The following is a 20,448-nucleotide window of genomic DNA, read 5'->3' as shown; positions in this document are numbered from 1 at the left end:
TCGTCACATGTCATGGCGGGCCTGTGGATAACTCAACCGGGGTAGGCAAAGACGCAGGTCAGGCGTCCGCTTCCCGGCTTCGTTCGGGTTGCCTGACGTCGACACCGAGGTGTTCGCCGACCCGGTTGACGAGCAGGGTCATCTCATAGGCGATCTGACCGATGTCGGCCTCCGCGCCACTCAGCAGGCACAGACAACTGCCGGTACCGGCCGCCATCACGAACAGCACGGCGTCGTCGTACTCGATCATCGTCTGGCGGACCCGGCCCGCGCCGAAGTGACGTCCGGATCCCTTGGCCAGGCTGTGCAGCCCGGACGCCACGGCGGCCAGGTGCTCGGCGTCCTCGCGGCGCAGTCCCGTACTGGCAGCCGTGACCAACCCGTCGTTCGACAGGACCAGCGCGTGGCGGACGTGGTCCACTCGTTCGGTCAAATCGTCCAAGAGCCAGCCGAGGCCCTGGTTCTGCGCCATGTCCCTCTCCCCGTGCGACGTCTCCCCCTGGCTGGAGGAACTCCCCGCCAGCCTTCCCCACGACCGGCGTGCGGGCAAGCAGGATGGGGGCATGGCAGAGAAGATGACCGATGAGGAATGGCGGGCGTTCGTCTCGGACGGCACTCGCACCGGCAAGCTGTCCACGGTTCGTGCCGACGGCAGCCCGCACGTGGCGCCGATCTGGTTCCTCCTGGACGGGGACGAGTTGGTGTTCAACACCGGCAAGGACACCGTGAAGGGGCGCAATCTGGCGCGTGACGGCCGAGTCGCCCTGTGCGTGGACGACGACCGTCCGCCCTACCACTTCGTGGTGCTGAACGGCCGCGCCCAGGTGTCGGAGGACCTGGCCGAGGTGCGTCTGTGGGCGACCCGGATCGCAGCCCGCTACATGGGAGAGGAGCGGGCCGAGGAATACGGCGCGCGCAACGGCGTACCGGGTGAACTCCTCGTGCGCGTGCGGATCGACAAGGTGGTGGCCGTGCGGGACCTCGCGGCCTGAGTGCCGCGCTCGGCCCAGCGCGTCCGTGAGCCGGGCGGGTGCGTCCGCCCGGCGTTCCGCCGGGATGTCGTGCTGGTGCCAGGTCCGCGACGGAATGATCGCGCTCCCGTTCGAACTCGCGCGCGTACACATCCCTCCTCGCGTGGGGAATCATGCGGTGCATGAGCGACGATCACACGCACGTCCAGGAGTTCTTCACCGCCCGGGCCGCCGACTGGGACAGCCGGTTCCCTGACGACGGCCCGGCGTACGCGGATGCCGTGACCCGCCTCGGGCTGCGCGAGGGGGACCGTGTACTGGACGCGGGCTGCGGCACGGGGCGGGCCCTGCCGCCGCTGCGGGCCGCCGTGGGCCCGTCAGGGGTGGTACTGGGCGCGGACCTGACCCCGGCGATGCTCCAGGAGGCCGTGCGGGCCGGCCGGCACCGCGACGGACGGCTGCTCCTCGCGGACGTCGTCGCGCTGCCGCTGCGCCCGGGCTGTCTGGACGCCGTGTTCGCGGCCGGTCTCATCGCCCACCTGCCGCGTCCGGAGGACAACCTGCGAGAACTGGCCCGCGTCGTGCGGCTGGGCGGCGTACTCGCCCTCTTCCATCCGATCGGGCGTGCGGCCCTGGCCGCGCGTCAGGGCCGTCGGATCACGCCCGACGACCTGCGGGCCGAGGCCAACCTCCGGCCGCTCTTGACCCGTTCGGGCTGGCGCATGACGTCGTACGTGGACGAGGACGCGCGTTTCCTCGCTCTGGCGGTGCGCGAGAACTGACGAACGCCGTGGATCAGTCGGCTCCGGCGGCTGCTGCCGCGAAGGCGTCGGGGTTGTCGTACATGACGTCGTGCTCGGCGCCGGGCACCGTCAGCACGCGCACCCTGGCGGCTACCAGGCGCCGTCGGCCCGCGAGTTCACCGCTGTGCTCGCCCTGGAGGAAGACACGGTCCACAGGCAGTCCCTCCAGGAGCGTACGCATCACCGGGCTCGACCCCCGGCGGAGGCCGACGGCACTGCGATGCAGGGCGCGCGGGTCGGCCGCCGCATGGTGGCCGCCCATAGTGGTCCAACGGCGTCCAGCACGCGCGCGTACTGCTTCTCGACGAACTCGCCCTCCCCATGCGCGGTGATTGCGCTGCCGGCTGTGGTCGTCGGTGGGAAGGCGTCCAGGCGGGCCTCCGTCAGCACCAGCCGGGAGACGAGATCGGGCCGCCGGTGAGCGAGGACAATGGCCACGGCACCACCCGTGCTGTGCGCGATCAGTTCGGCGCCCGCGGCTCCGGCAGCGTCCAACGCGACCGCGAGCGCGTCGGCACGGTCGTCCAACGTGTATCCGAATCCCTGCGGCCGGTCGCTCGTTCCGTGCCCGGGCAGGTCCACGAACGGGCTCCGCCGACCCGCGAGCTCCGGGCGGGCCGCGATGTGCGCGTGGGACTTGGCCGACCCCGCCGCGCAGGCGGCCGTGCTGCGGCGCCGGCTGGCCTTCCTGGAGGAGCCGACTAGCTTCTTCTACGACGGCGACCGACCGCTGAGCGCCGAGGAACTGGACGACCCGTTCCGGCGGGGTGCCCTCGGCATCGCGCGCGCCATGAGCCGGGCGGAACTGTCCTGGCTGCGGGAGACCCTGGCGTCACTCGACGGGGTCGGCCGCTGAGACGTCCAGGTGCCGCACCGGGCAGCCGCGCAGCCCCGGAACCGGATGGGTCCCCAGGTCGGCCACGCGGTAACCGCCCGGGTAGCCCTTGACCTCCCGGTTCTGGCGCGCGAAGTGCGGGCTGCGACGGGGCGGCAGGAGCCGGACCAGCCGGCCGCGCGCTCGTACGGCGCGGCGCACCAGCGCCTTGGTGGCCGCTTTGGGCTTCGGGTAGCGGAACGCGCGCAACAGGGGCTCGTCCAGGAGGGCGAGTGTCGCCGAGCGCAGCAAGGGAGCCATGGGCCGGGGATACCAGGACGCCATCAGATCGAGCGTGGCGTCGGAGACACGCCGGGCACCCTCGTCCCAGCCGAAGTGCGCCTCTTCGTAGGCGTCGAGGAGGGCCTCGAACTCCTCATAGGTGCGGGGGATCTCCGGGATGCCCATGTGTCGGCCGAGGGTGCGGTAGTACTCGGTGGCGGCCACGATCTCGTGCCGGGACAGCCGCCGCCAGCCGTAGGCGTCGATCCAGCGCGTGGGCACCACCACGAAGGTACTGAGCACGTACCGCATGTCGTCGTCGCTGATGTCGTAGCTGCGGTGCATCCGGTTGATGCGTCGGATCGCCGTGCGCCCCCGCTCCTCGGCGAAGCCATGTTCCACGATGGCGTCGAGGAGCAGCACCGTGTCGTCGTACCGCTTCTGCGTGTGCTCGGTCAGCTCCGCCGTCCGCGCGAGCAGCCTCCCGATGCTCGGCACCGCGTAGGTGCGGTACAGGGCCAGTTCCAAGGCGCGCGTGTAGTCCCAGGGGAACTCCAGGGACGCACTGATCCGGTAGATCTCCGGTGCGTCCGCCACCGGGTCAAGCCGACGGATCCGCGCGAGGTTGTCGAACCGCTTCACCGTGTCGTCCCCCTTCTGCCACCGGGGCTCCAACTCTACGTTGTCAAGCAGCAGATGGGCGATCGACACCAACCCCGTCCAGGAAGGGATGGTCCGCGTGTTCGACAAGATCCGCAGGTACGCCGGCAGGCTCCGCACCTCCGCGCCCGCGCCGCCGACGGGAGCCCGGGTGAAGCGCGCGCACAACCTGTTCGAAGCGGCCGCGGTCTACGTGGCGGCCCGCGCGGAGGACGACCAGGACCGGATCGAGGAGGCGGCGGCCTGGGTGTCTCCGGAGGCGCTGTCCTTCGGGGTGAGCGAGCTGGCCTGCCGGGCGGTCGTCGCGCTGGCCCGGGAGCGTGACGAGTCGCCTGACGCGGTGACCCGCGACCTTCTCGGACTCTCCACGTCCTGAACGGAAACCTCCTTCTCCACGGGCGGCCGTTTCGCCCCTGTCCAGGCGGATACCGGCAACCGCGCGTGAAGCACGGACTCGTGACAAGCGGCTTCCGCTCGCACTAGGGTGCGCGCCGATGGACGAACCACTGGGAGGCAGGGATGGCCGGGACGAATGATGCGGCCGTCGCCGCCACGGACGATGCGCTGTATGTGCTGACGGCGGTACTGCTGACGCCGGCGCAGTTCCCGAGCGTGCTGGGCGACGACTACCCGGAGGCGTGCGCGGCGCTGGATCTCCCGCCACTCCCCGACGGGTACGGCCTGGTGCTGGGCCAGGACGGGGACGGCGCCCGCTGGACGGTCGTCATCGACGACGTCTCACTGGTCGCCGTGGCGATCGCGTCCTGGGACTGCGGCATGGAGTACGACCTGTCGCCGGACGAACGCGCGGTCGTGACCGCCCTGCCCGGGTGGCCTCTGGCCGTCGCCGTCGCCGCCCCCGGCGTGCCCGCGCCGCACGACCCGCCTGCCGAGACGGCGGGACGGCCGGCGCTGACGCCGCCGGACACCGCTTCCTGGGGACCGGCCCAGCGCCGTCTCGGGGCCGACGAGATCGCGCTCCAGTGGGCCGCCTGGCGGGGACAGATCAACGACGCCGAATTCCCCGCGCCCGGCGAGCGGGCGGAGGCAGCGGAGTCCGCGAACGTCGGCGAGGCCGGCGCGGAGCCCGCCACCGGCGGCGGTCACGCCGGTGTCCGCCGGGTGCTCGCGGAGGCGCGTGCCTATGTCGCCGTTCCGCCGCCGCTCGGCCGGGTGCGCTCGTCGTTCGCCCCCGGACAGGCCCGTACGCTGCGTGCCGACGGCCCCGGCTGGTCGATCGTGGCCCGCACCGACGACATCGCGTTCGTGCTGCTGGACGAAGAGCCCGGCGAGATCCTGCCGGTGGGCCGGGGCCCCGAACTGCCGGGGCTGCTGGAGGCGCTCGACAAGATGGCCGTACGGCCGCTGTGAGACGGGGTGCCGGGACGGCGTCTGCTGGCCTGCGCCCTCCCGGGGAGCCGCACCTCGTGCGCCGGTACGGCCTCCGGCCGCTCCGGCCGGCCGGAGCGGCCCGGTCCCCCTCGGCCCGCGGCCGGCTTCCGCGGACCGCCTGCCGCGCGCCGTCGCCTCAGCGGCCCAACTCCTTGCGCGTGACCCGGCGCAGTCTGCGCCGCTGGGAGGGGTCCAGGGCTAGATACGCGGCCACCGGCACTCCCACCACGATCAGGAACGCCACCCACCAGGGCAGCCATATCAGCAGGATCAGCCCGACCGCCGCGCCTCCTGCGGCGATCTTCGCGTTCTTGGACATGGGCGTCGCCTCCTTCGCGGCCGCTGCCGCTCTCTGATCTGAGAACGGCTCCCCACTCCCGGCGGTTCCGTGCCCTGCCCCCGAGACATCCCTGAGGCGTACCCCTTAGGGCCTGCCCGGTGCGGACGGCTCGCCTGGCACCCAGGCGGCAACGACCCTCGGCGCGGCATCCCGCCGGAATCAGCATGCCGGGTATCGCCTCACCCTGCTGTACCTTCGGCGACTCCGCCGGGTAGTCAAACTTGAGGAGTGAGGCGAAGGCGAAGCTGTGCAGACCATCCCCACAGCACCACCCTCCGACCCACGCGAACTGGCCCACTGCTGCGTCGTGTCCCTGCCGTCCCGATCCTGCACGGGCAGGCCGGATCGGGTTCCGGCAACCGGACGGCGAGGCTCCGCCCTTGCTCGCGAAGGGCTCCCTGGCGGATCTGGAGCCGGCGCTACCCTCTGCGGACGGCGGTGTCGAGCGCATCGACGCCCGTCCTCCTGCTGCCGGTCGGCAGCGCCCCTCCGCTGCTCGCACGCGCGCGGGCTGCCGGAGGAACACCGGGCCGCCGCCTTCTGGCGTACCGCGTACGAACTGGCGTCGGGCTTCCTGGCGCGCGGCCTGCTCCTGCCTGGGCTGTCCCCCCGGCGATCACGACACCTGGCGGGTAAGGCCATTGTCCACGGGTGACGCGGAGCCGCTGCGGGAAGTGGCCGCCTCGATGCCACCGAAGGCGCACGCCGTGCCGCTCGCGACGGACGGGCCGCTGCTGCTGGCCGCCCCGGACGGCTGCTGCGCGACACTTCCTCGACGCAGTCGCCGACGTGCTCCCACGTTCCCCCGCCGCCCCGCCGGCGACCGGCGGCCCGGCGTTCGCGGCGCCCGAGCCGCTGCGCCCCCGGTCTGCCGAGGGAGGGCGCGGGAGGGCATGGGAGGGCGCGGGAACGGGCCGCCCGCGAGGACGCGGGCGGCCCGTGACATCCCACGACCGCTCCTCCAGGAGGAGGCGATCGCCGCTACGCGCGCGTGGCGGTCAGCTGCGCGCCCCCAGCAGGTGGTCCATCGCCAGCTGGTCGAGCCGCTCGAAGGCCATGCCGCGCGCGGCGGCCGCCTCCACGTCGAACTCCTCGAACGCCGTACGGTCGGCGAGCAAGTCCTGGAGGCCGTCGGCCGCCGTCGGCTGGGCCAGCTGGTCCAGCCGTGAGGCGCGCAGCGCCTCACGCACCTCCGGGTCGGCGCGGAAGGCGGCGGCACGCTCCTTCAGGATGAGGTAGTTGCGCATGCAGCCCGCGGCCGACTCCCACACGCCGTCGAGGTCCTCGGTCCGCGGCGGCTTGAAGTCGAAGTGGCGCGGCCCTTCGTAACCGGCGCTCTCCAGGAGGTCGACGAGCCAGAAGGCGGCCCGCAGGTCACCGGCGCCGAACCTCAGGTCCTGGTCGTACTTGATGCCGGACTGGCCGTTGAGGTCGATGTGGAAGAGCTTGCCCGCCCACAGCGCCTGCGCGATGCCGTGCGGGAAGTTCAGGCCGGCCATCTGCTCGTGGCCGACCTCCGGGTTGACGCCGTACAGCTCGGGCCGCTCCAGGCGCTCGATGAAGGCCAGCGCGTGGCCGACGGTGGGCAGCAGGATGTCGCCGCGGGGCTCGTTCGGCTTGGGCTCGATCGCGAAGCGGAGGTCGTAGCCCTGGGAGGTGACGTACTCGCCGAGGAGGTCGAACGCCTCCTTCATGCGGTCCAGGGCGGCGCGCACGTCCTTGGCGGCTCCGGACTCGGAGCCCTCGCGACCGCCCCAGGCGACGTACGTCTTCGCGCCCAGTTCGGCCGCCAGGTCGATGTTGCGGATCGTCTTGCGCAGGGCGTAACGGCGCACGTCGCGGTCGTTGGCGGTGAACGCGCCGTCCTTGAAGACGGGGTGGGTGAAGAGGTTCGTGGTGGCCATCGGGACGGTCATGCCGGTGGCGTCCAGGGCCTGGCGGAACCGCTTGATGTGCGACTCCCGCTCGGCATCCGAGGAGCCGAAGGGGATCAGGTCGTCGTCGTGGAAGGTCACTCCGTGGGCGCCGAGTTCCGCCAGGCGCCGCACCGTCTCGACCGGGTCGAGGGCGCGGCGGGTGGCGTCGCCGAACGGGTCCCTCCCCTGCCAGCCGACGGTCCACAGGCCGAAGGTGAACCTGTCCTCGGGGGTGGGCTGGTAGTTCATGCCGCGGCTCCTTGCTGCGTACGACTATTTCGTCATGGCGGTTTACAAATTAGTATGCCGAAGCACCGCTGGGAAGAGACAAGATGTCTTCCACCACACGGTGTGTCTTCGAACAACCCACCGGACATCCCGCGGAGCCGCGGAAGAGGGAGAGCCCGATGTCAGCAGCCGAGGGTCCGCTCGTCGTCGGGGTGGACACGTCCACCCAGTCCACGAAGGCACTGGTCGTCGACGCGGCGACCGGCCAAGTAGTGGCCAGCGGCCAGGCGCCGCACACCGTCACCACCGGAGCGGGCCGGGAAAGCGACCCGCGCCAGTGGTGGGAGGCGCTGTGCACGGCGCTGGACCAGTGCGGTGAGGCGGCGCACGAGGCGGCGGCCGTGTCGATCGGCGGCCAGCAGCACGGCCTGGTCACGCTGGACGAGCACGGCGAGCCGGTACGCCCGGCACTGCTGTGGAACGACGTCCGCTCCGCGCCGCAGGCCGGCCGTCTCGTGGAGGAACTGGGCGGGCCGAAGGCCTGGGCGGAACGCACCGGCAGCGTCCCCGGCGCGTCCTTCACGGCCGCCAAGTGGGCGTGGCTCGCCGAGCACGAGCCGGAGGCGGTCCGCGCGACCAGGGCGGTCCGCCTCCCCCACGACTACCTCACCGAGCGCCTGACCGGGCAGGGCACGACCGACCGCGGCGACGCCTCCGGCACCGGCTGGTGGGCGTCCGCCACCGAGGTGTACGACGAGGAGACCCTCGCGCACCTCGGCCTCGACCCGGCGCTGCTGCCCCGGGTGGCACGCCCCGGCGAGGTGGTCGGCACCGTGCGCGACGGCCACGGCCTCCCCTTCTCCCGGGGCACTCTGGTGGCTGCCGGAACCGGCGACAACGCGGCGGCGGCACTGGGCCTCGGCCTGCGGCCCGGCACTCCGGTGCTGAGCCTCGGCACCTCCGGCACGGTCTACGCCGTCTCCGAGCGCCGTCCCGCCGACCCCACCGGCACGGTGGCGGGCTTCGCCGACGCGCGCGGGGACTGGCTGCCGCTGGCCTGCACCCTGAACTGCACCCTGGCGGTGGACCGGGTCGCGGCCCTGCTGGGGCTGGACCGCGAGGCGGTGGAATCGGGCGGCTCGGTGACCCTGCTGCCGTATCTGGACGGCGAGCGCACCCCGAACCTGCCGCACGCTTCCGGAATTCTGCACGGGCTGCGCCACGACACCACCGCGGGCCAGCTGCTCCAGGCCGCGTACGACGGCGCCGTGCACGCGCTGCTGGGCGCCCTCGACCTGGTCCTCGACGCGGACGCGGACCGCAGCACCCCGCTGCTCCTGATCGGCGGCGGGGCCCGGGGAACGGCCTGGCAGGAGACCGTGCGCCGGCTCTCCGGGCGGCCCGTCCAGGTCCCGGAGGCCGGGGAGCTTGTCGCCCTGGGCGCGGCGGCACAGGCCGCCGGGCTGCTGACCGGCGAGGATCCCGCAGCGGTGGCCCGTCGCTGGAACACGGCCGCGGGCCCGGTGCTGGAGGCCGTGGAACGGGACGGGTCGACGCTGGACCGGATCACCGGGGTACTCTCCGACGCGGCCCCGCTGCTGGAGCGGGAGGCCGTGAGCCAGTGACCAGGCCGCCCGCCCCCGAGCCGGGCGGCAGACACCGAGGATTGACGCAGCCATGACCGCACCGCCGCACGAGGCGCGCTCATCGGGCACCGGGCGTTCCCTGCCGGACACCCAGCAGGGCATGCGCCGGCGCAATCTCGCCCGGGTGATGCACGCCGTCAGCGCGGAGGGTTCGCTGTCACGGGCGGCGGTCGCCTCGCGGATCGGACTGACCAGGGCAGCGGTGTCCACGCTGGTGGACGAGCTGATCCGGTGGAGACTGCTGGAGGAACTGGGACCCGAGCGGCCCGGCCGGGTGGGCCGGCCCGGATCGGCGCTCGCGGTGAGCGGCCGGGGCCCGGCCGGGATCGGCGCGGAGATCGGCGTCGACCACCTCGCGGTGTGCGCGGTCGACCTGCGCGGCGAGGTCCGTGCGCGGGCCGTACGGCACGGTGCCAACCGGGGCCGGGCGGCCCGGCCCGTCATCGCGGAGCTGACGCGGCTGATCCGCCAGGTCGTCGCGGAGGCGGAGCGGGCAGAGCTGTGGCCCGCCGGGCTCGCGGTCGCCGTGCCCGGACTGGTGGCCAGGGACGGACGAACGGTCGTCCGGGCCCCGAACCTCGACTGGCACGACACCGACCTCGGCGCTCTGCTGCCCGACTGGCCGCTGACCGTCGACAACGAGGCCAACTTCGGCGCTCTGGCCGAGCTGTGGCTCGGTGCGGGCACACCCGGGGACTTCCTCCACGTGTCGGCCGAGATCGGCATCGGCGCCGCGGTCGTCGTGGACGGCCGGCTGCTGCGCGGCAACCGGGGTTTCGCCGGTGAACTGGGCCATGTGCCGGTGTGGCCCGACGGCCCTCCCTGTCCCTGCGGCAGCCGTGGCTGCCTGGAGCAGTACGCGGGCGAGGAGGCCGTCCTCCGCGCGGCCGGGCTGGAGCCGCGGGAGGACCTGGTGGGCCTGCTCGCGGAGCGCGCCCAGACGGGCGACGAGGGGGTCCGGGCCGCTCTGCGGGACGCCGGTACGGCGCTGGGCATCGCCCTGACCGGTGCGGTGAACCTGCTCGACCCCGAGACAGTGGTCCTGGGCGGGGCGCTGGCCGGTCTCTCGCCCTGGTTGCTGCCGACGCTGGAGGCGGAACTGACGGGCCGTACGACGGGCCCGGCCTGCCCGGTGACGGTGTCCTCGCTCGGTCCCCAAGGCCCGTTGCTGGGTGCCGCGCACTCGGTCGTCCGCGCGGTGCTGGACGATCCGGCGGTGGTGTCGGACCGGGTCTGACACCACGCGTCCCTCGGGGACGGACACGGGACCGGCCGGCGAATTGCTGCGCCCACCACCGACGTGCCGCCTGCCTTGGCCGACCGCCGACGTGCCACCTGCCGTGGCCGACCGCACTGGCTGCGAGCCCGCACGGCCGGGTGAGCGACCGGGGCCGGTGAAGGACTGAGGGCATGCCGGCTCCCGATGGCACACCGGCGCACCAGAGTGCCTACGGCGCAGGGCCGCACACCGATCGCGGTACCTCGGCGCGATGGCCGGTGAAACGTTCAGCCATGACCGCGCCCCCGTGATGAGCGGTGGATTCCGCCTTCCGGGCAGCCCGACATCCCCCGATCGAGTGGCCGAGTTGTCCACAGGCCACGGGTTGTCCACGGAACCGTGGCGCACCCTTCTGCCCAACCAGCCAGCGCCGTACCGTGATTCACGCGAGCCGAAGCCGACGGACCGTCACCTCCGGTCGGCACCGCGGAACGGGCGGCATGCCGAGGCGCGGACGGCGAGGGACCGACAGCACCGGGGAGGGACACATGCACGGAGAGACGGCCGGGGCGCTGCGGCGTGACGCGATCGGATTGCGCGAGGTCCTGTTCCAGAGCATCACGGCGATGGCGCCGGCCGCCGCGGTGGCCGCGTCGATCCCGTCCGGTGCCGCCTTCGCGGGCGGCAGCCTGCCGCTGTCGGTGCTGATCGCCCTGGTCGCCTGCCTGTTCACCGCCTGCTGCGTGGCCGAGCTGGCCCGGGAACTGCCCGCGGCGGGCTCGGTGGCGACCTACACGGCGCGCGGTCTGCACCCGGCCGTCGGCTTCCTCGTCGGCTGGGCCTACGTCTTCGTGGAGATGCTGGTGCCACCGCTGCTCCTGCTCCAACTGGGCTTCACCGTGGCGGGCACGCTGCACGCGGAGTGGTCCGCGTATCCGGCGGGCCTGTGGTGGCCGTGGGCGCTGGCGGGAGCCGTGGTGATCGCGGTCGCCGGTTACCGGGGCGTCCGCGCCTCGGCCCGCTTCGGCACCGTCCTCGGCATCTTCGAGGTTCTCGTTCTGCTGGTGTTCGCGGTCCTGCTCATCGGCGGAGCCGGCCGTGCGAACACCCTGTCGGTGTTCGGCACCTCCCACACCGCCGACGGGTACGCGGGGACGGCGGGGGTGTTCGCCGGGTCCGTGTACACGGTGCTGGCGTTCGCCGGGTTCGAGGCGGCGGCGCCGCTCGCCGAGGAGACCCGAGACCCCCGGCGGACGATGCACCGCGCGGTCCTCGGAGCCGCCCTGGGCATCGGCCTGTTCTACGTGCTCACGACGTATGCGATCACCGTCTACTTCGGCCCCGACCGCTTCGCGAGGTTCGGCGCTTCGGGTGAGGCGTCCTGGGAAGGCGTCGCTCGGGCCTCGTTCGGCCTCTTCTGGGTACTGGTGTTCCTCGCGGTGGTGAACTCCGCGATCGCGAACGCCAATGCCTGCGCGAACGTCTCCACCCGCACCGCCTTCGCCCTGGCCCGCGTCCGGGTCCTGCCCGGCGTGCTCGCCACGCTCCACCCGCGGCACCGCTCCCCCGTGGCGGGCATCGCCGCGCAGACCGCCGTGGCGATCGGCGCGGTGCTGGGCCTCGGCCTCGCCTACGACCCGGTGACCGCTTACCTGCTGCTCGCCACGGTGATCGTCACGGTCGCCGTCGGTGTGTACATCATCGTGAACCTCTCCTGCGCCGGGTACTTCCTGCGGTCCGGTCGCGCGTCCCTGAAGCCGGTACGGCACCTGCTGTTCCCGGTGCTCGGCAGCGCCGCGTTCATCCCGGCCCTGCTGACCGCTGCCGGCCTGCCGGTTTTCGACTTCGTGACGGGGTTGACGCCTCCGGTGTCCTACGCCGGACCGGTCGTCGGCGCCTGGCTGGCGGTGGGTGTGGTGGTGCTGCTCGTACTGATGCGCCGACACCCCGACCGGATAGCCGAGACCGCACGGGTGCACCTCGACGCCTACGACCCCGGCACCGGCTCGCGGGACGGGTCCGTGGTCCCCTGACCAGCCCCGTCACGCCAGAGGCCCGAAGTGCCTCGCCTGCCCGATCCCCCTGACGTGACGATCGCCCTCAGAAGGGAGCCACACGACCATGACCGACCCCCGTATCCTCACGGTGCGTCCGGAACCGGATCAGTACGCCTGGACGTTCGGCGGGGCGGCGCCCCTGGCGCGCATCGCACCCGGCACGGTTCTCGACCTGTACACGGAGGACTGTTTCGCCGGCCGGGTCCGCTCCGAGAAGGACCTCGTGTCCGAGGTCTGCGAGTTCCCTTTCCTCAATCCGCAGACCGGACCCTTCCACATCGAGGGCGCGGAGCCCGGTGACACCGTGGCCGTGCACTTCGTGTCGATCGAACCGGCCCGCGACTGGGCGGCATCCACCGCGGTCCCGCTCTTCGGCGCGCTCACCTCCACGCACACCACCGCCACACTGCAACCACCGCTGCCGGAGCGGGTCTGGATCTGGCAGCTCGACCGGGCGCGGCGGACCGCCCTCTTCCAGGCACGGGACAGCGACATCCGGGCGGAATTGCCGATGGACCCGATGCACGGGACGGTCGGCGTGGCACCCGCCAACCTGGAGGTCCGCTCGGCCCTGGTGCCCGACGCACACGGCGGGAACATGGACACCCCCGAGATGCGCGCCGGCGTCACCTGCTACCTGGGCGTCAATGTGGAGGGTGCCCTGCTGAGCCTCGGTGACGGGCACGCGCGGCAAGGCGAGGGCGAGACCTGCGGTGTGGCCGTGGAATGCGCCATGAACACGGTGGTGGTCGTGGACCTCCTCAAGGGTGTCGTCACGCCGTGGCCCCGGCTGGAGTCGGACACCCACATCATCTCGACCGGCTCGGCCCGCCCGCTGGAGGACGCGTTCCGGATATCGCAGCTCGACATGGTGCGGTGGCTGGTGCGCGACTACGGATTCAGCGAGCTGGACGCGTACCAGTTCGCGACCCAGACGGTCGAAGCGCCACTGGCGAACGTGTGCGACACCAACTACACGTGCGTGGCCAAACTCCGCAAGGAATGGCTGCCCGCGCGCGAGACGTACCACGGCGTGCACGCACGGCTGAGCGAGACCTCCCGGGCCCTGCGCCACTGACGCCGCTGTCCTTCAGCCCTTCAGCCCCTCATCCCCTCAGCTCGGAATCTTTGCGCCCCCAGAGCCCCGAACCCGGACCGCCGGGCACCGAAGAGCCATTCGCGTACTCCGAGCTGCCGCCCGCTTCTCCTCCGTCCCCGGGGCTTTCGGAGCACCTTCCCGCGTCCCGCACTCACCGACCGCAGCGCTCACGTCACCACCCCCGAAGCGAACGGGCCGTTCCCAGGCATTCCCCAGCATCACCAAGCATTCCGAACTCCCCGAAATCCCTGCCCCCTGAAAGGCATTCCGCCATGGACATCGACATGGAGCGAGTCGAGCACCCGTTCAGCCGGCGACGGCTGCTGAAGGGCGCGGCACTCGCCGTCGTCCCGTTCGCGCTGCTTCCGGACGCCCGTGCCGGCGCGCAGCCCCTGGCCGTCGACTACCCGCCCGCCGAGTGGCAGCCGGCGAGCACCTCGAACTACACGGCGGCCGACCGTCCCGGCGACTACACCGTCGACCGGGTGATCATCCACGTCACGCAGGAGACGTACAGCGACACGCTGGCGATCTTCAGCAATCCGCAGAAGAAGGTCTCCGCGCACTATCTGGTCCGCTCGGCGGACGGGCACGTCGCCCAGTGCGTGCACGAAACCGACATCGCCTGGCACGCGGGCAACTGGAGCTACAACACACGCAGTATCGGCATCGAGCACGAGGGCTGGGTGGACCGGCCCGAATACTTCACCAACGCCCTCTACGAGCAGTCGGCGAGGCTGACGGCGGCAGTCTGCGCCAAGTACGGCATTCCCCGGGACAGGGAGCACATCATCGGCCATTCCCAGGTGCCGGGCACCGACCACACCGACCCGGGGCCGGGCTGGGACTGGGTGCGCTACCTCAGATTGGTCAACTTCTACTGACCGCCGGGCGGAGCGGCACCACAGCGGTTGCCCGCGCGCGTCCCCGGGACGACGATGACCCCAGCCGACACGGCACTGCCGGGCCGACCGCATCACCACCCGCTCCGCCCCACCCGCATCACCGCCTTCGGTACTTCCTCCGACCACCGCCGCCCTATCGCCCCGCACCACCGCTTCCGCACCGCACCACTGTCTTCGCACCGCACGGCACCGCATCGCACCACCGCCGATTCACCGTCCGGGGAGGCCGAGTTGACCGATCCATGGGTTGCCCTCAAACCAGGGGCGGACCCCGCCGAGCACGTCCGGGTGCTGCGCCGGGCGCACGAGACGTTCACCGTGGCGGGCACGGTGCCACGCCCGGTGCGGTCGGTGGTGGCGGACTCGTGGCGGCGCAGTGCGCGGGCGGGGGTGGGGCCGGACGGCACCGCCAGCGTGGAACTCACCGACGGTGACCTCGGTGCCTACCGCGCGGAGCATCCACTGGCCCGGGTGATGCCGTTGTTCCGGGAGCTCCTGGGCACGTTCGCGGCCGACGGCGAGCATCTGCTGGCAGTGTGCGACGCGCACGGCAGGCTGCTGTGGGTGGAGGGACACGCGGCGACCCGGCGTCGCGCCGACCGGATGAACTTCGTGCCCGGGGCACGCTGGTCGGAGAGTGCGGTCGGCACCAACGCACCGGGCACCGCCGTCGCCGTGGACCGGCCCGTGCAGGTGTTCGCCGCCGAGCATTTCATACGGCAGGTGCAGCCGTGGACCTGTGCCGCCGCCCCCGTGCACGATCCACGCACCGGGCGCATCCTGGGAGCGGTGGACATCACCGGCGGGGACGGGCTCGCGCATCCGCACAGCCTGGGATTCGTGCGGGCGGTGGCACGTGCTGCCGAGGCACAGCTCGCCCTGCTTCCCCCGCCCCGCCCCGAAGAGGTGCCCTCGCTGAACGCTCTCGGCCGGGACGAGGCCGAACTCTCCCTGGACGGTCGGCGGATCAGACTGAGCCGTCGGCACAGCGAGATCCTGGTGCTGCTGTCCCGGCATCCCGAGGGGCTGAGCGGTGACGAACTGCTCTGCGCGCTCTACGCGGAAGAGTCGGTCACTCCGGTGACGCTACGCGCGGAACTCGCTCGACTGCGCAGGCTGTTGGGGCCGGGGTTGCTGGCCTCACGGCCGTACCGGCTGACGACCGTGGTGGAGTCGGACGCCACCGTCGTCGAGCGACGGCTGGAGACGGGTGCGCTCACCGCGGCGACGGAAGGGTACACCGGGCCCCTGCTGCCCGGCTCTCAGGCCCCGGCGATCGTCCGGCTGAGGGAGCGGCTCGCCGGCGGGCTGCGCACCGCGCTGATCACGCACGGCGACCCGGACCTGCTGGCGGACTGGGCGCACGCGCCGTGGGGCGAGGACGATCTGGAGGTGTGGCGGGCGCTCTCCGCGGTACGCCCCACGGCACCCGTACGCGCCAGGCTCGCCGCGCTGGAGACGGAACTGGCGGCACCGGCCCACCGGGCAGCGGCACGGGTTCACGGCGCAACGTACTCGCAACGTCCGCTTGCCTAGTCTCGTTCGAAGAGCTGTCCAACGGCGGGCAGCGCTGCACGGGAGGCAGACCAGATGACTCGTTACGCGGCGCCGGGCGCCGAGGGCTCGATCGTCTCCTACCAGGCGCGATACGACCACTTCATCGGTGGCGCCTATGTGCCGCCGGCGCGTGGGCGGTACTTCGAGAACCCGTCGCCGGTCAACGGGCAGCCGTTCACCGAGGTCGCGCGCGGTACCTCGGAGGACGTAGAGCGGGCGCTGGACGCCGCGCACGAGGCGGCGCCCGGGTGGGCCCGCACATCGGTGACGGAGCGCTCCGGAATCCTGCTGAAGATCGCCGAACGGATGGAGGCGCATCTGGAGCCGCTGGCGGTGGCCGAGAGCTGGGAGAACGGCAAGCCGGTGCGGGAGACGCTGGCGGCGGACATCCCACTGGCGATCGACCACTTCCGGTACTTCGCGGGGGCGATCCGGGCGCAGGAGGGTTCGCTGGGCGAGATCGACGACGACACGGTGGCGTACCACTTCCACGAGCCGCTCGGTGTAGTCGCGCAGATCATCCCGTGGAACTTCCCGATCCTCATGGCGGCCTGGAAGCTCGCGCCTGCGCTGGCCGCGGGGAACGCTGTCGTGCTCAAGCCGGCCGAGCAGACCCCGGCCTCCATCCACTACTGGCTGAGCCTGATCGCGGACCTGCTGCCGCCGGGCGTGCTGAACATCGTCAACGGCTTCGGTGTGGAGGCGGGCAAGCCGCTCGCGTCGAGCCCACGGGTGGCGAAGGTCGCGTTCACCGGGGAGACCACGACCGGGCGGCTGATCATGCAGTACGCCTCGGAGAACATCAAGCCGGTCACCCTGGAGCTGGGCGGGAAGTCGCCGAACATCTTCTTCGACGACGTGTGGGCGCACGACGACGACTTCCGCGACAAGGCGCTCGAAGGCTTCACCATGTTCGCGCTCAACCAGGGCGAGGTCTGCACGTGCCCGTCCCGGGCACTGATCCAGCGCGGCCATTACGCGGAGTTCCTGGAGGCGGCGGTCGAACGCACCCGGCTCATCAAGCCGGGCCACCCGCTGGACACCGACACCATGATCGGCGCGCAGGCCTCCAACGACCAGCTGGAGAAGATCCTCTCCTACCTGGACATCGGCCGCCAGGAAGGCGCGAAGGTCCTCACGGGCGGCGAGCGCGTCGAGTACGCGGGCGAGCTGAAGGGCGGTTACTACGTCCAGCCGACCATCTTCGAGGGCGACAACCGCATGCGGATCTTCCAGGAGGAGATCTTCGGTCCGGTCGTCTCGGTGGCCTCCTTCGACGACTTCGACGACGCGATCAAGATCGCCAACGACACGCTGTACGGTCTGGGCGCCGGCGTGTGGACCCGGGACATGAACACCGCGTACCGCGCCGGCCGCGCGATCCAGGCGGGCCGGGTGTGGACCAACTGCTACCACGCCTACCCCGCGCACGCCGCGTTCGGCGGCTACAAGCAGTCCGGTATCGGGCGCGAGACGCACAGGATGATGCTGGATCACTATCAGCAGACGAAGAACCTGCTGGTGTCGTACTCGCCGAAGAAGCTGGGCTTCTTCTAGACAGCTGCGAAGGGCGCCTGACCTGGTGTGTGATCACGGGCGGGGGCTTCGCGTATCGCTGCGGTTGCGCCGCAGTCCCACGCCACCCGCACGACGTCCGGGTGGCGTGGGAAGCTGCCTCGGGGCGCTCTCGGCCCACTTGCTTCTGAGCGCCGACGGCACCCGCGTCTCGACCACTTCGAGTGGTCCAGTGCCGAGGCCCACCGGGAGGTGGCGCACGCCGGAAAACACGACAGGGTGCACGAGATCCTCTCCGGCACCGGGCGAACGGTTCGGCCAGGGGAGGTGGTACGGCTTTCACCCTGCCGGTGCCGGCCGCCGGCGTGATCCGATCGCGCCGAGGTACCCGCCGCGGGTATCCCGCTCCGTCGGGAAAGGGAGATCGCACAGGCAATGGATCACTCCGACCCGCTCTCCGGGTACCGTCAGGGTATGAGTCATCCACACCCCGAGCTGAAAGCCGCCCCGCCCCTTCCCGAAGGAGGGCTGCGGGTCATCGCCCTGGGCGGCCTGGGTGAGGTCGGCCGCAACATGACCGTCTTCGAGCACGCGGGCAAGCTGCTCATCGTCGACTGCGGCGTGCTGTTCCCCGAGGAGACCCAGCCCGGCGTGGACGTGATCCTGCCGGACTTCACCTCGATCCGGAACCGCCTGGACGACATCGTGGCCGTGGTCCTCACCCACGGCCACGAGGACCACATCGGCGGCGTGCCGTACCTGCTGCGCGAGCGGTCCGACATTCCCGTCGTCGGTTCCAAGCTGACGCTGGCCTTCCTGGAGGCCAAGCTCAAGGAACACGGCATCCGGCCGCGCACGGTGCGGGTACGCGAGGGCGACCGGCGGAGCTTCGGGCCCTTCGACTGCGAGTTCGTGGCGGTCAACCACTCCATCCCCGACAGTCTCGCGGTCGCGATCCGCACCCGGGCCGGGATGGTGCTGCACACCGGCGACTTCAAGATGGACCAGTTCCCTCTCGACGACCGCATCACCGATCTGCGCGCCTTCGCCCGCCTCGGCGAGGAGGGCGTGGACCTGTTCCTCACCGACTCCACCAACGCCGAAGTACCCGGCTTCACCACGTCCGAGCGTGAGCTGAACCCGGCGATCGAGCAGGTGATGCGCACCGCGCCGCGCCGGGTCATCGTCTCCAGCTTCGCCAGCCACGTGCACCGCATCCAGCAGGTCCTGGACGCCGCCCACCAGCACGGCCGCAAGGTCGCCTTCGTCGGCCGGTCGATGGTCCGCAACATGGGCATCGCCCGGGACCTGGGCTATCTGAAGGTCCCCTCCGGTCTGGTCGTGAGCACGAAGGAGCTGGAGAAGCTCCCGGACCACAAGATCACTCTGGTGTGCACCGGCTCCCAGGGCGAACCCATGGCCGCGTTGTCACGGATGGCCAACCGCGACCACATGATCCGTATCGGCAAGGGCGACACCGTCCTGCTCGCCAGCTCCCTCATCCCCGGCAACGAGAACGCCATCTACCGGGTGATCAACGGACTCACCCGATGGGGCGCCCACGTGGTCCACAAGGGCAACGCCAAGGTGCACGTCTCCGGGCACGCCAGCGCGGGCGAACTCGTCTACTGCTACAACATCGTCAAGCCCCGCAACGTCATGCCCGTGCACGGCGAATGGCGCCACCTGCGGGCCAACGGCGACCTCGCCATCCGTACCGGTGTCGACCCCGACCAGGTCGTCATCGCCGAGGACGGCGTCGTCGTCGACCTGGTCGACGGGCGCGCGTCCATCACCGGCAAGGTCCCCGCCGGCAACGTCTACGTGGACGGCATGGAAGTCGGCGGCGCCACCGAGGCGTCCCTCAAGGACCGCCTCACCCTCGCCGCCGAAGGCGTGGTCACGGTGGTGGCGATCGTCGACGCGGACACCGGCGCCCTCACCGAGGCCCCCGACTTCCTGGCCCGGGGCTTCGTCCATGACGACACCACCTTCGAGCCGGTCATCCCCGTCATCGAGAAGACCCTGGCCACCGCGGCCGAGGAAGGTGTCGGGGACGCGCGCCAACTCGAACAACTCGTCGCCCGCGCCGTCGCGAACTGGGCGTTCCGCACCCACCGCCGCAAGCCCCTCATCATCCCCGTCATCATCGACGCCTGAACCACAGCCCGGCAGCACGGTCCCGGTTCCGGCCGGGGCCTGGCCGGCATCGACGCCGGGCACGGGAGTAAGCAGCCACCCCATGCGGGCCGGGGTGGCAACGCACTCCACATCTCGACGGCCTCGTTCTCCGAGGAGAACGTGGTGACTGTGACCACCGGGCCGAGGTTTCCTCGGTCGCGATGCGCATGTTGCGGGTTTTCGGCCACCTGAGCGGAAGAGGCTGGTGGACGAGCTCAACCCTCCGGGAGTGCCGGAGCCGAGGAAGGAATGCGAAACTCGAATTCGGGACGGTCCCACGGCACGGCGGGCGGGTTCGCGAACGCGGTCCCGGTCCGCACCGCACCAACGCGGTGGTAGAAGCCCTCGGCGGGAAGATGCGACACGACCTTGAGACGGTCGAGCCCGGCGGCACGGGCCTCGGACTGCATGTGTGCCACGAGCAGCCGTCCGATACCCCGTCCCTGCGCTTCGTCGGCGACGAACAACAGGTCGAGCTCCGGTGGAGCGAGGACGAGCGAGTAGAACCCGAGGACCCGGCCTCCATGCTCGTCGGCGTCGACGGCCACAAAGACGCGGTGGGCCTCGATGTAATCAGGACCGACCCGGTAGCCCGCGACTGCGGCTGCGTACTTACCCTCGTAGGCACCTGAGCCACGCACGAGCCGCGTGAGCCGTCTGGCATCCCGCTCGACGGCCCTCCGTATGGTGATCGGCTGACTGCTCGGAAAAGGGCGTGAACTCATCGGGAGAGTATTTCGCACCGGGGAATGCCTTCGTACGACGGGTCGGCCGCTCGGGCAGGCGCTCCCGCACGGCTCCCGGGAATCGCTCGCCCAGGCCCCAATCCGCCACGTCACTACGAGGGTCCGGTCGGGGTGTGC

Annotated in this window: 17 protein-coding genes and 2 pseudogenes; 13 read left to right on the top strand and 6 right to left on the bottom strand. The window is 71.6% G+C overall.

The window, feature by feature from the left end; translation table 11 throughout:
* Positions 1 to 58: 58 nt before the first annotated feature.
* Positions 59 to 472 (bottom strand): roadblock/LC7 domain-containing protein, encoded by a 414-nt coding sequence (locus IF37_RS0105770; RefSeq protein WP_030737155.1) that lies wholly within the window; start codon positions 470 to 472, stop codon positions 59 to 61.
* A gap of 91 nt (positions 473 to 563) precedes the next feature.
* Here IF37_RS0105770 and IF37_RS0105765 point away from each other — a divergent pair, with 91 nt between their 5' ends.
* Both IF37_RS0105765 and IF37_RS0105760 read left to right on the top strand, forming a co-directional pair.
* Positions 564 to 992 carry a PPOX class F420-dependent oxidoreductase gene (locus IF37_RS0105765; protein WP_030737152.1) on the top strand — a complete coding sequence of 143 codons (429 nt, stop codon included), beginning with the start codon at positions 564 to 566 and terminating at the stop codon, positions 990 to 992.
* A 161-nt stretch (positions 993 to 1,153) separates the two neighbouring features.
* Positions 1,154 to 1,753 carry a class I SAM-dependent methyltransferase gene (locus IF37_RS0105760; RefSeq protein WP_030737150.1) on the top strand — a complete coding sequence of 200 codons (600 nt, stop codon included), beginning with the start codon at positions 1,154 to 1,156 and terminating at the stop codon, positions 1,751 to 1,753.
* A 13-nt stretch (positions 1,754 to 1,766) separates the two neighbouring features.
* Here IF37_RS0105760 and IF37_RS39050 read toward each other — a convergent pair.
* Positions 1,767 to 2,398 (bottom strand): annotated as a pseudogene (locus IF37_RS39050) (alpha/beta hydrolase).
* 19 nt (positions 2,399 to 2,417) lie between these two features.
* Between IF37_RS39050 and IF37_RS0105750 the strand changes: the two are divergent.
* Positions 2,418 to 2,630: pseudogene (locus IF37_RS0105750) on the top strand (PadR family transcriptional regulator); the annotation flags it as partial.
* Here IF37_RS0105750 and IF37_RS0105745 read toward each other — a convergent pair.
* Entirely contained in the window at positions 2,607 to 3,512 is a 906-nt protein-coding gene (locus IF37_RS0105745; protein WP_030737143.1) for an oxygenase MpaB family protein, read from the bottom strand. The pseudogene IF37_RS0105750 and the gene IF37_RS0105745 sit on opposite strands and share 24 nt — an antisense overlap.
* A 97-nt stretch (positions 3,513 to 3,609) precedes the next feature.
* Here IF37_RS0105745 and IF37_RS0105740 point away from each other — a divergent pair, with 97 nt between their 5' ends.
* Entirely contained in the window at positions 3,610 to 3,906 is a 297-nt protein-coding gene (locus IF37_RS0105740; RefSeq protein ID WP_030737139.1) for a hypothetical protein, read from the top strand.
* A gap of 143 nt (positions 3,907 to 4,049) precedes the next feature.
* Entirely contained in the window at positions 4,050 to 4,901 is an 852-nt protein-coding gene (locus IF37_RS0105735) for a hypothetical protein (RefSeq protein WP_030737136.1), read from the top strand.
* 157 nt (positions 4,902 to 5,058) lie between these two features.
* Here IF37_RS0105735 and IF37_RS0105730 read toward each other — a convergent pair whose 3' ends face one another.
* Both IF37_RS0105730 and xylA read right to left on the bottom strand, forming a co-directional pair.
* On the bottom strand, positions 5,059 to 5,241 hold the full coding sequence (locus tag IF37_RS0105730) for a hypothetical protein (protein ID WP_030737132.1): 183 nt from the start codon (positions 5,239 to 5,241) through the stop codon (positions 5,059 to 5,061).
* Positions 5,242 to 6,260: 1,019 nt separating this feature from the next.
* A complete protein-coding gene (gene xylA, locus IF37_RS0105725) occupies positions 6,261 to 7,427 on the bottom strand; it encodes a xylose isomerase (protein ID WP_030737130.1) in 1,167 nt (388 codons plus the stop codon).
* A 158-nt stretch (positions 7,428 to 7,585) separates the two neighbouring features.
* Between xylA and xylB the strand changes: the two genes are divergently transcribed.
* The 8 genes from xylB to IF37_RS0105685 all read left to right on the top strand — a co-directional run bounded on the left by xylB (position 7,586) and on the right by IF37_RS0105685 (position 19,564).
* On the top strand, positions 7,586 to 9,031 hold the full coding sequence (gene xylB / locus IF37_RS0105720; RefSeq protein WP_030737127.1) for a xylulokinase: 1,446 nt from the start codon (positions 7,586 to 7,588) through the stop codon (positions 9,029 to 9,031).
* Between the two features lie 52 nt (positions 9,032 to 9,083).
* Positions 9,084 to 10,289, top strand: coding sequence for an ROK family transcriptional regulator (locus IF37_RS0105715; protein WP_030737125.1), 1,206 nt, complete (start codon positions 9,084 to 9,086; stop codon positions 10,287 to 10,289).
* A gap of 530 nt (positions 10,290 to 10,819) precedes the next feature.
* Positions 10,820 to 12,304 (top strand): APC family permease, encoded by a 1,485-nt coding sequence (locus tag IF37_RS0105710; protein ID WP_030737122.1) that lies wholly within the window; start codon positions 10,820 to 10,822, stop codon positions 12,302 to 12,304.
* Positions 12,305 to 12,392: 88 nt separating this feature from the next.
* On the top strand, positions 12,393 to 13,406 hold the full coding sequence (locus tag IF37_RS0105705; protein WP_030737119.1) for an acetamidase/formamidase family protein: 1,014 nt from the start codon (positions 12,393 to 12,395) through the stop codon (positions 13,404 to 13,406).
* A 305-nt stretch (positions 13,407 to 13,711) separates the two neighbouring features.
* Entirely contained in the window at positions 13,712 to 14,311 is a 600-nt protein-coding gene (locus IF37_RS0105700) for an N-acetylmuramoyl-L-alanine amidase (RefSeq protein WP_030737116.1), read from the top strand.
* A gap of 252 nt (positions 14,312 to 14,563) precedes the next feature.
* Positions 14,564 to 15,868, top strand: coding sequence for a GAF domain-containing protein (locus IF37_RS0105695; RefSeq protein WP_030737113.1), 1,305 nt, complete (start codon positions 14,564 to 14,566; stop codon positions 15,866 to 15,868).
* Between the two features lie 54 nt (positions 15,869 to 15,922).
* Entirely contained in the window at positions 15,923 to 17,446 is a 1,524-nt protein-coding gene (locus IF37_RS0105690) for an aldehyde dehydrogenase family protein (protein WP_030737110.1), read from the top strand.
* Positions 17,447 to 17,878: 432 nt separating this feature from the next.
* Positions 17,879 to 19,564 carry a ribonuclease J gene (locus IF37_RS0105685; protein WP_030737107.1) on the top strand — a complete coding sequence of 562 codons (1,686 nt, stop codon included), beginning with the start codon at positions 17,879 to 17,881 and terminating at the stop codon, positions 19,562 to 19,564.
* Between the two features lie 236 nt (positions 19,565 to 19,800).
* Here IF37_RS0105685 and IF37_RS44820 read toward each other — a convergent pair whose 3' ends face one another.
* A complete protein-coding gene (locus IF37_RS44820; protein WP_173456739.1) occupies positions 19,801 to 20,310 on the bottom strand; it encodes a GNAT family N-acetyltransferase in 510 nt (169 codons plus the stop codon).
* Positions 20,311 to 20,448 lie beyond the last annotated feature (138 nt).

It is taken from the genome of Streptomyces sp. NRRL S-31 (genome assembly GCF_000718775.1).
GTDB lineage: Bacteria > Actinomycetota > Actinomycetes > Streptomycetales > Streptomycetaceae > Streptomyces.
Note: the sequence above shows the minus strand (reverse complement) of the source record. Positions and strands in the feature narration are given on the sequence as shown.

Bases quoted from the DNA above. Each gene is read 5' to 3' on its own strand.
- IF37_RS0105685 (WP_030737107.1), top strand. From the start codon at position 17,879: ATGAGTCATCCACACCCCGAGCTGAAAGCCGCCCCGCCCCTTCCCGAA.
- IF37_RS0105765 (WP_030737152.1), top strand. From the start codon at position 564: ATGGCAGAGAAGATGACCGATGAGGAATGGCGGGCGTTCGTCTCGGAC.
- xylA (WP_030737130.1), bottom strand. From the start codon at position 7,427: ATGAACTACCAGCCCACCCCCGAGGACAGGTTCACCTTCGGCCTGTGG.
- IF37_RS0105705 (WP_030737119.1), top strand. From the start codon at position 12,393: ATGACCGACCCCCGTATCCTCACGGTGCGTCCGGAACCGGATCAGTAC.
- IF37_RS0105700 (WP_030737116.1), top strand. From the start codon at position 13,712: ATGGAGCGAGTCGAGCACCCGTTCAGCCGGCGACGGCTGCTGAAGGGC.
- IF37_RS0105760 (WP_030737150.1), top strand. From the start codon at position 1,154: ATGAGCGACGATCACACGCACGTCCAGGAGTTCTTCACCGCCCGGGCC.
- xylB (WP_030737127.1), top strand. From the start codon at position 7,586: ATGTCAGCAGCCGAGGGTCCGCTCGTCGTCGGGGTGGACACGTCCACC.
- IF37_RS0105715 (WP_030737125.1), top strand. From the start codon at position 9,084: ATGACCGCACCGCCGCACGAGGCGCGCTCATCGGGCACCGGGCGTTCC.
- IF37_RS44820 (WP_173456739.1), bottom strand. From the start codon at position 20,310: ATGAGTTCACGCCCTTTTCCGAGCAGTCAGCCGATCACCATACGGAGG.
- IF37_RS0105710 (WP_030737122.1), top strand. From the start codon at position 10,820: ATGCACGGAGAGACGGCCGGGGCGCTGCGGCGTGACGCGATCGGATTG.
- IF37_RS0105730 (WP_030737132.1), bottom strand. From the start codon at position 5,241: ATGTCCAAGAACGCGAAGATCGCCGCAGGAGGCGCGGCGGTCGGGCTG.
- IF37_RS0105770 (WP_030737155.1), bottom strand. From the start codon at position 472: ATGGCGCAGAACCAGGGCCTCGGCTGGCTCTTGGACGATTTGACCGAA.
- IF37_RS0105690 (WP_030737110.1), top strand. From the start codon at position 15,923: ATGACTCGTTACGCGGCGCCGGGCGCCGAGGGCTCGATCGTCTCCTAC.
- IF37_RS0105735 (WP_030737136.1), top strand. From the start codon at position 4,050: ATGGCCGGGACGAATGATGCGGCCGTCGCCGCCACGGACGATGCGCTG.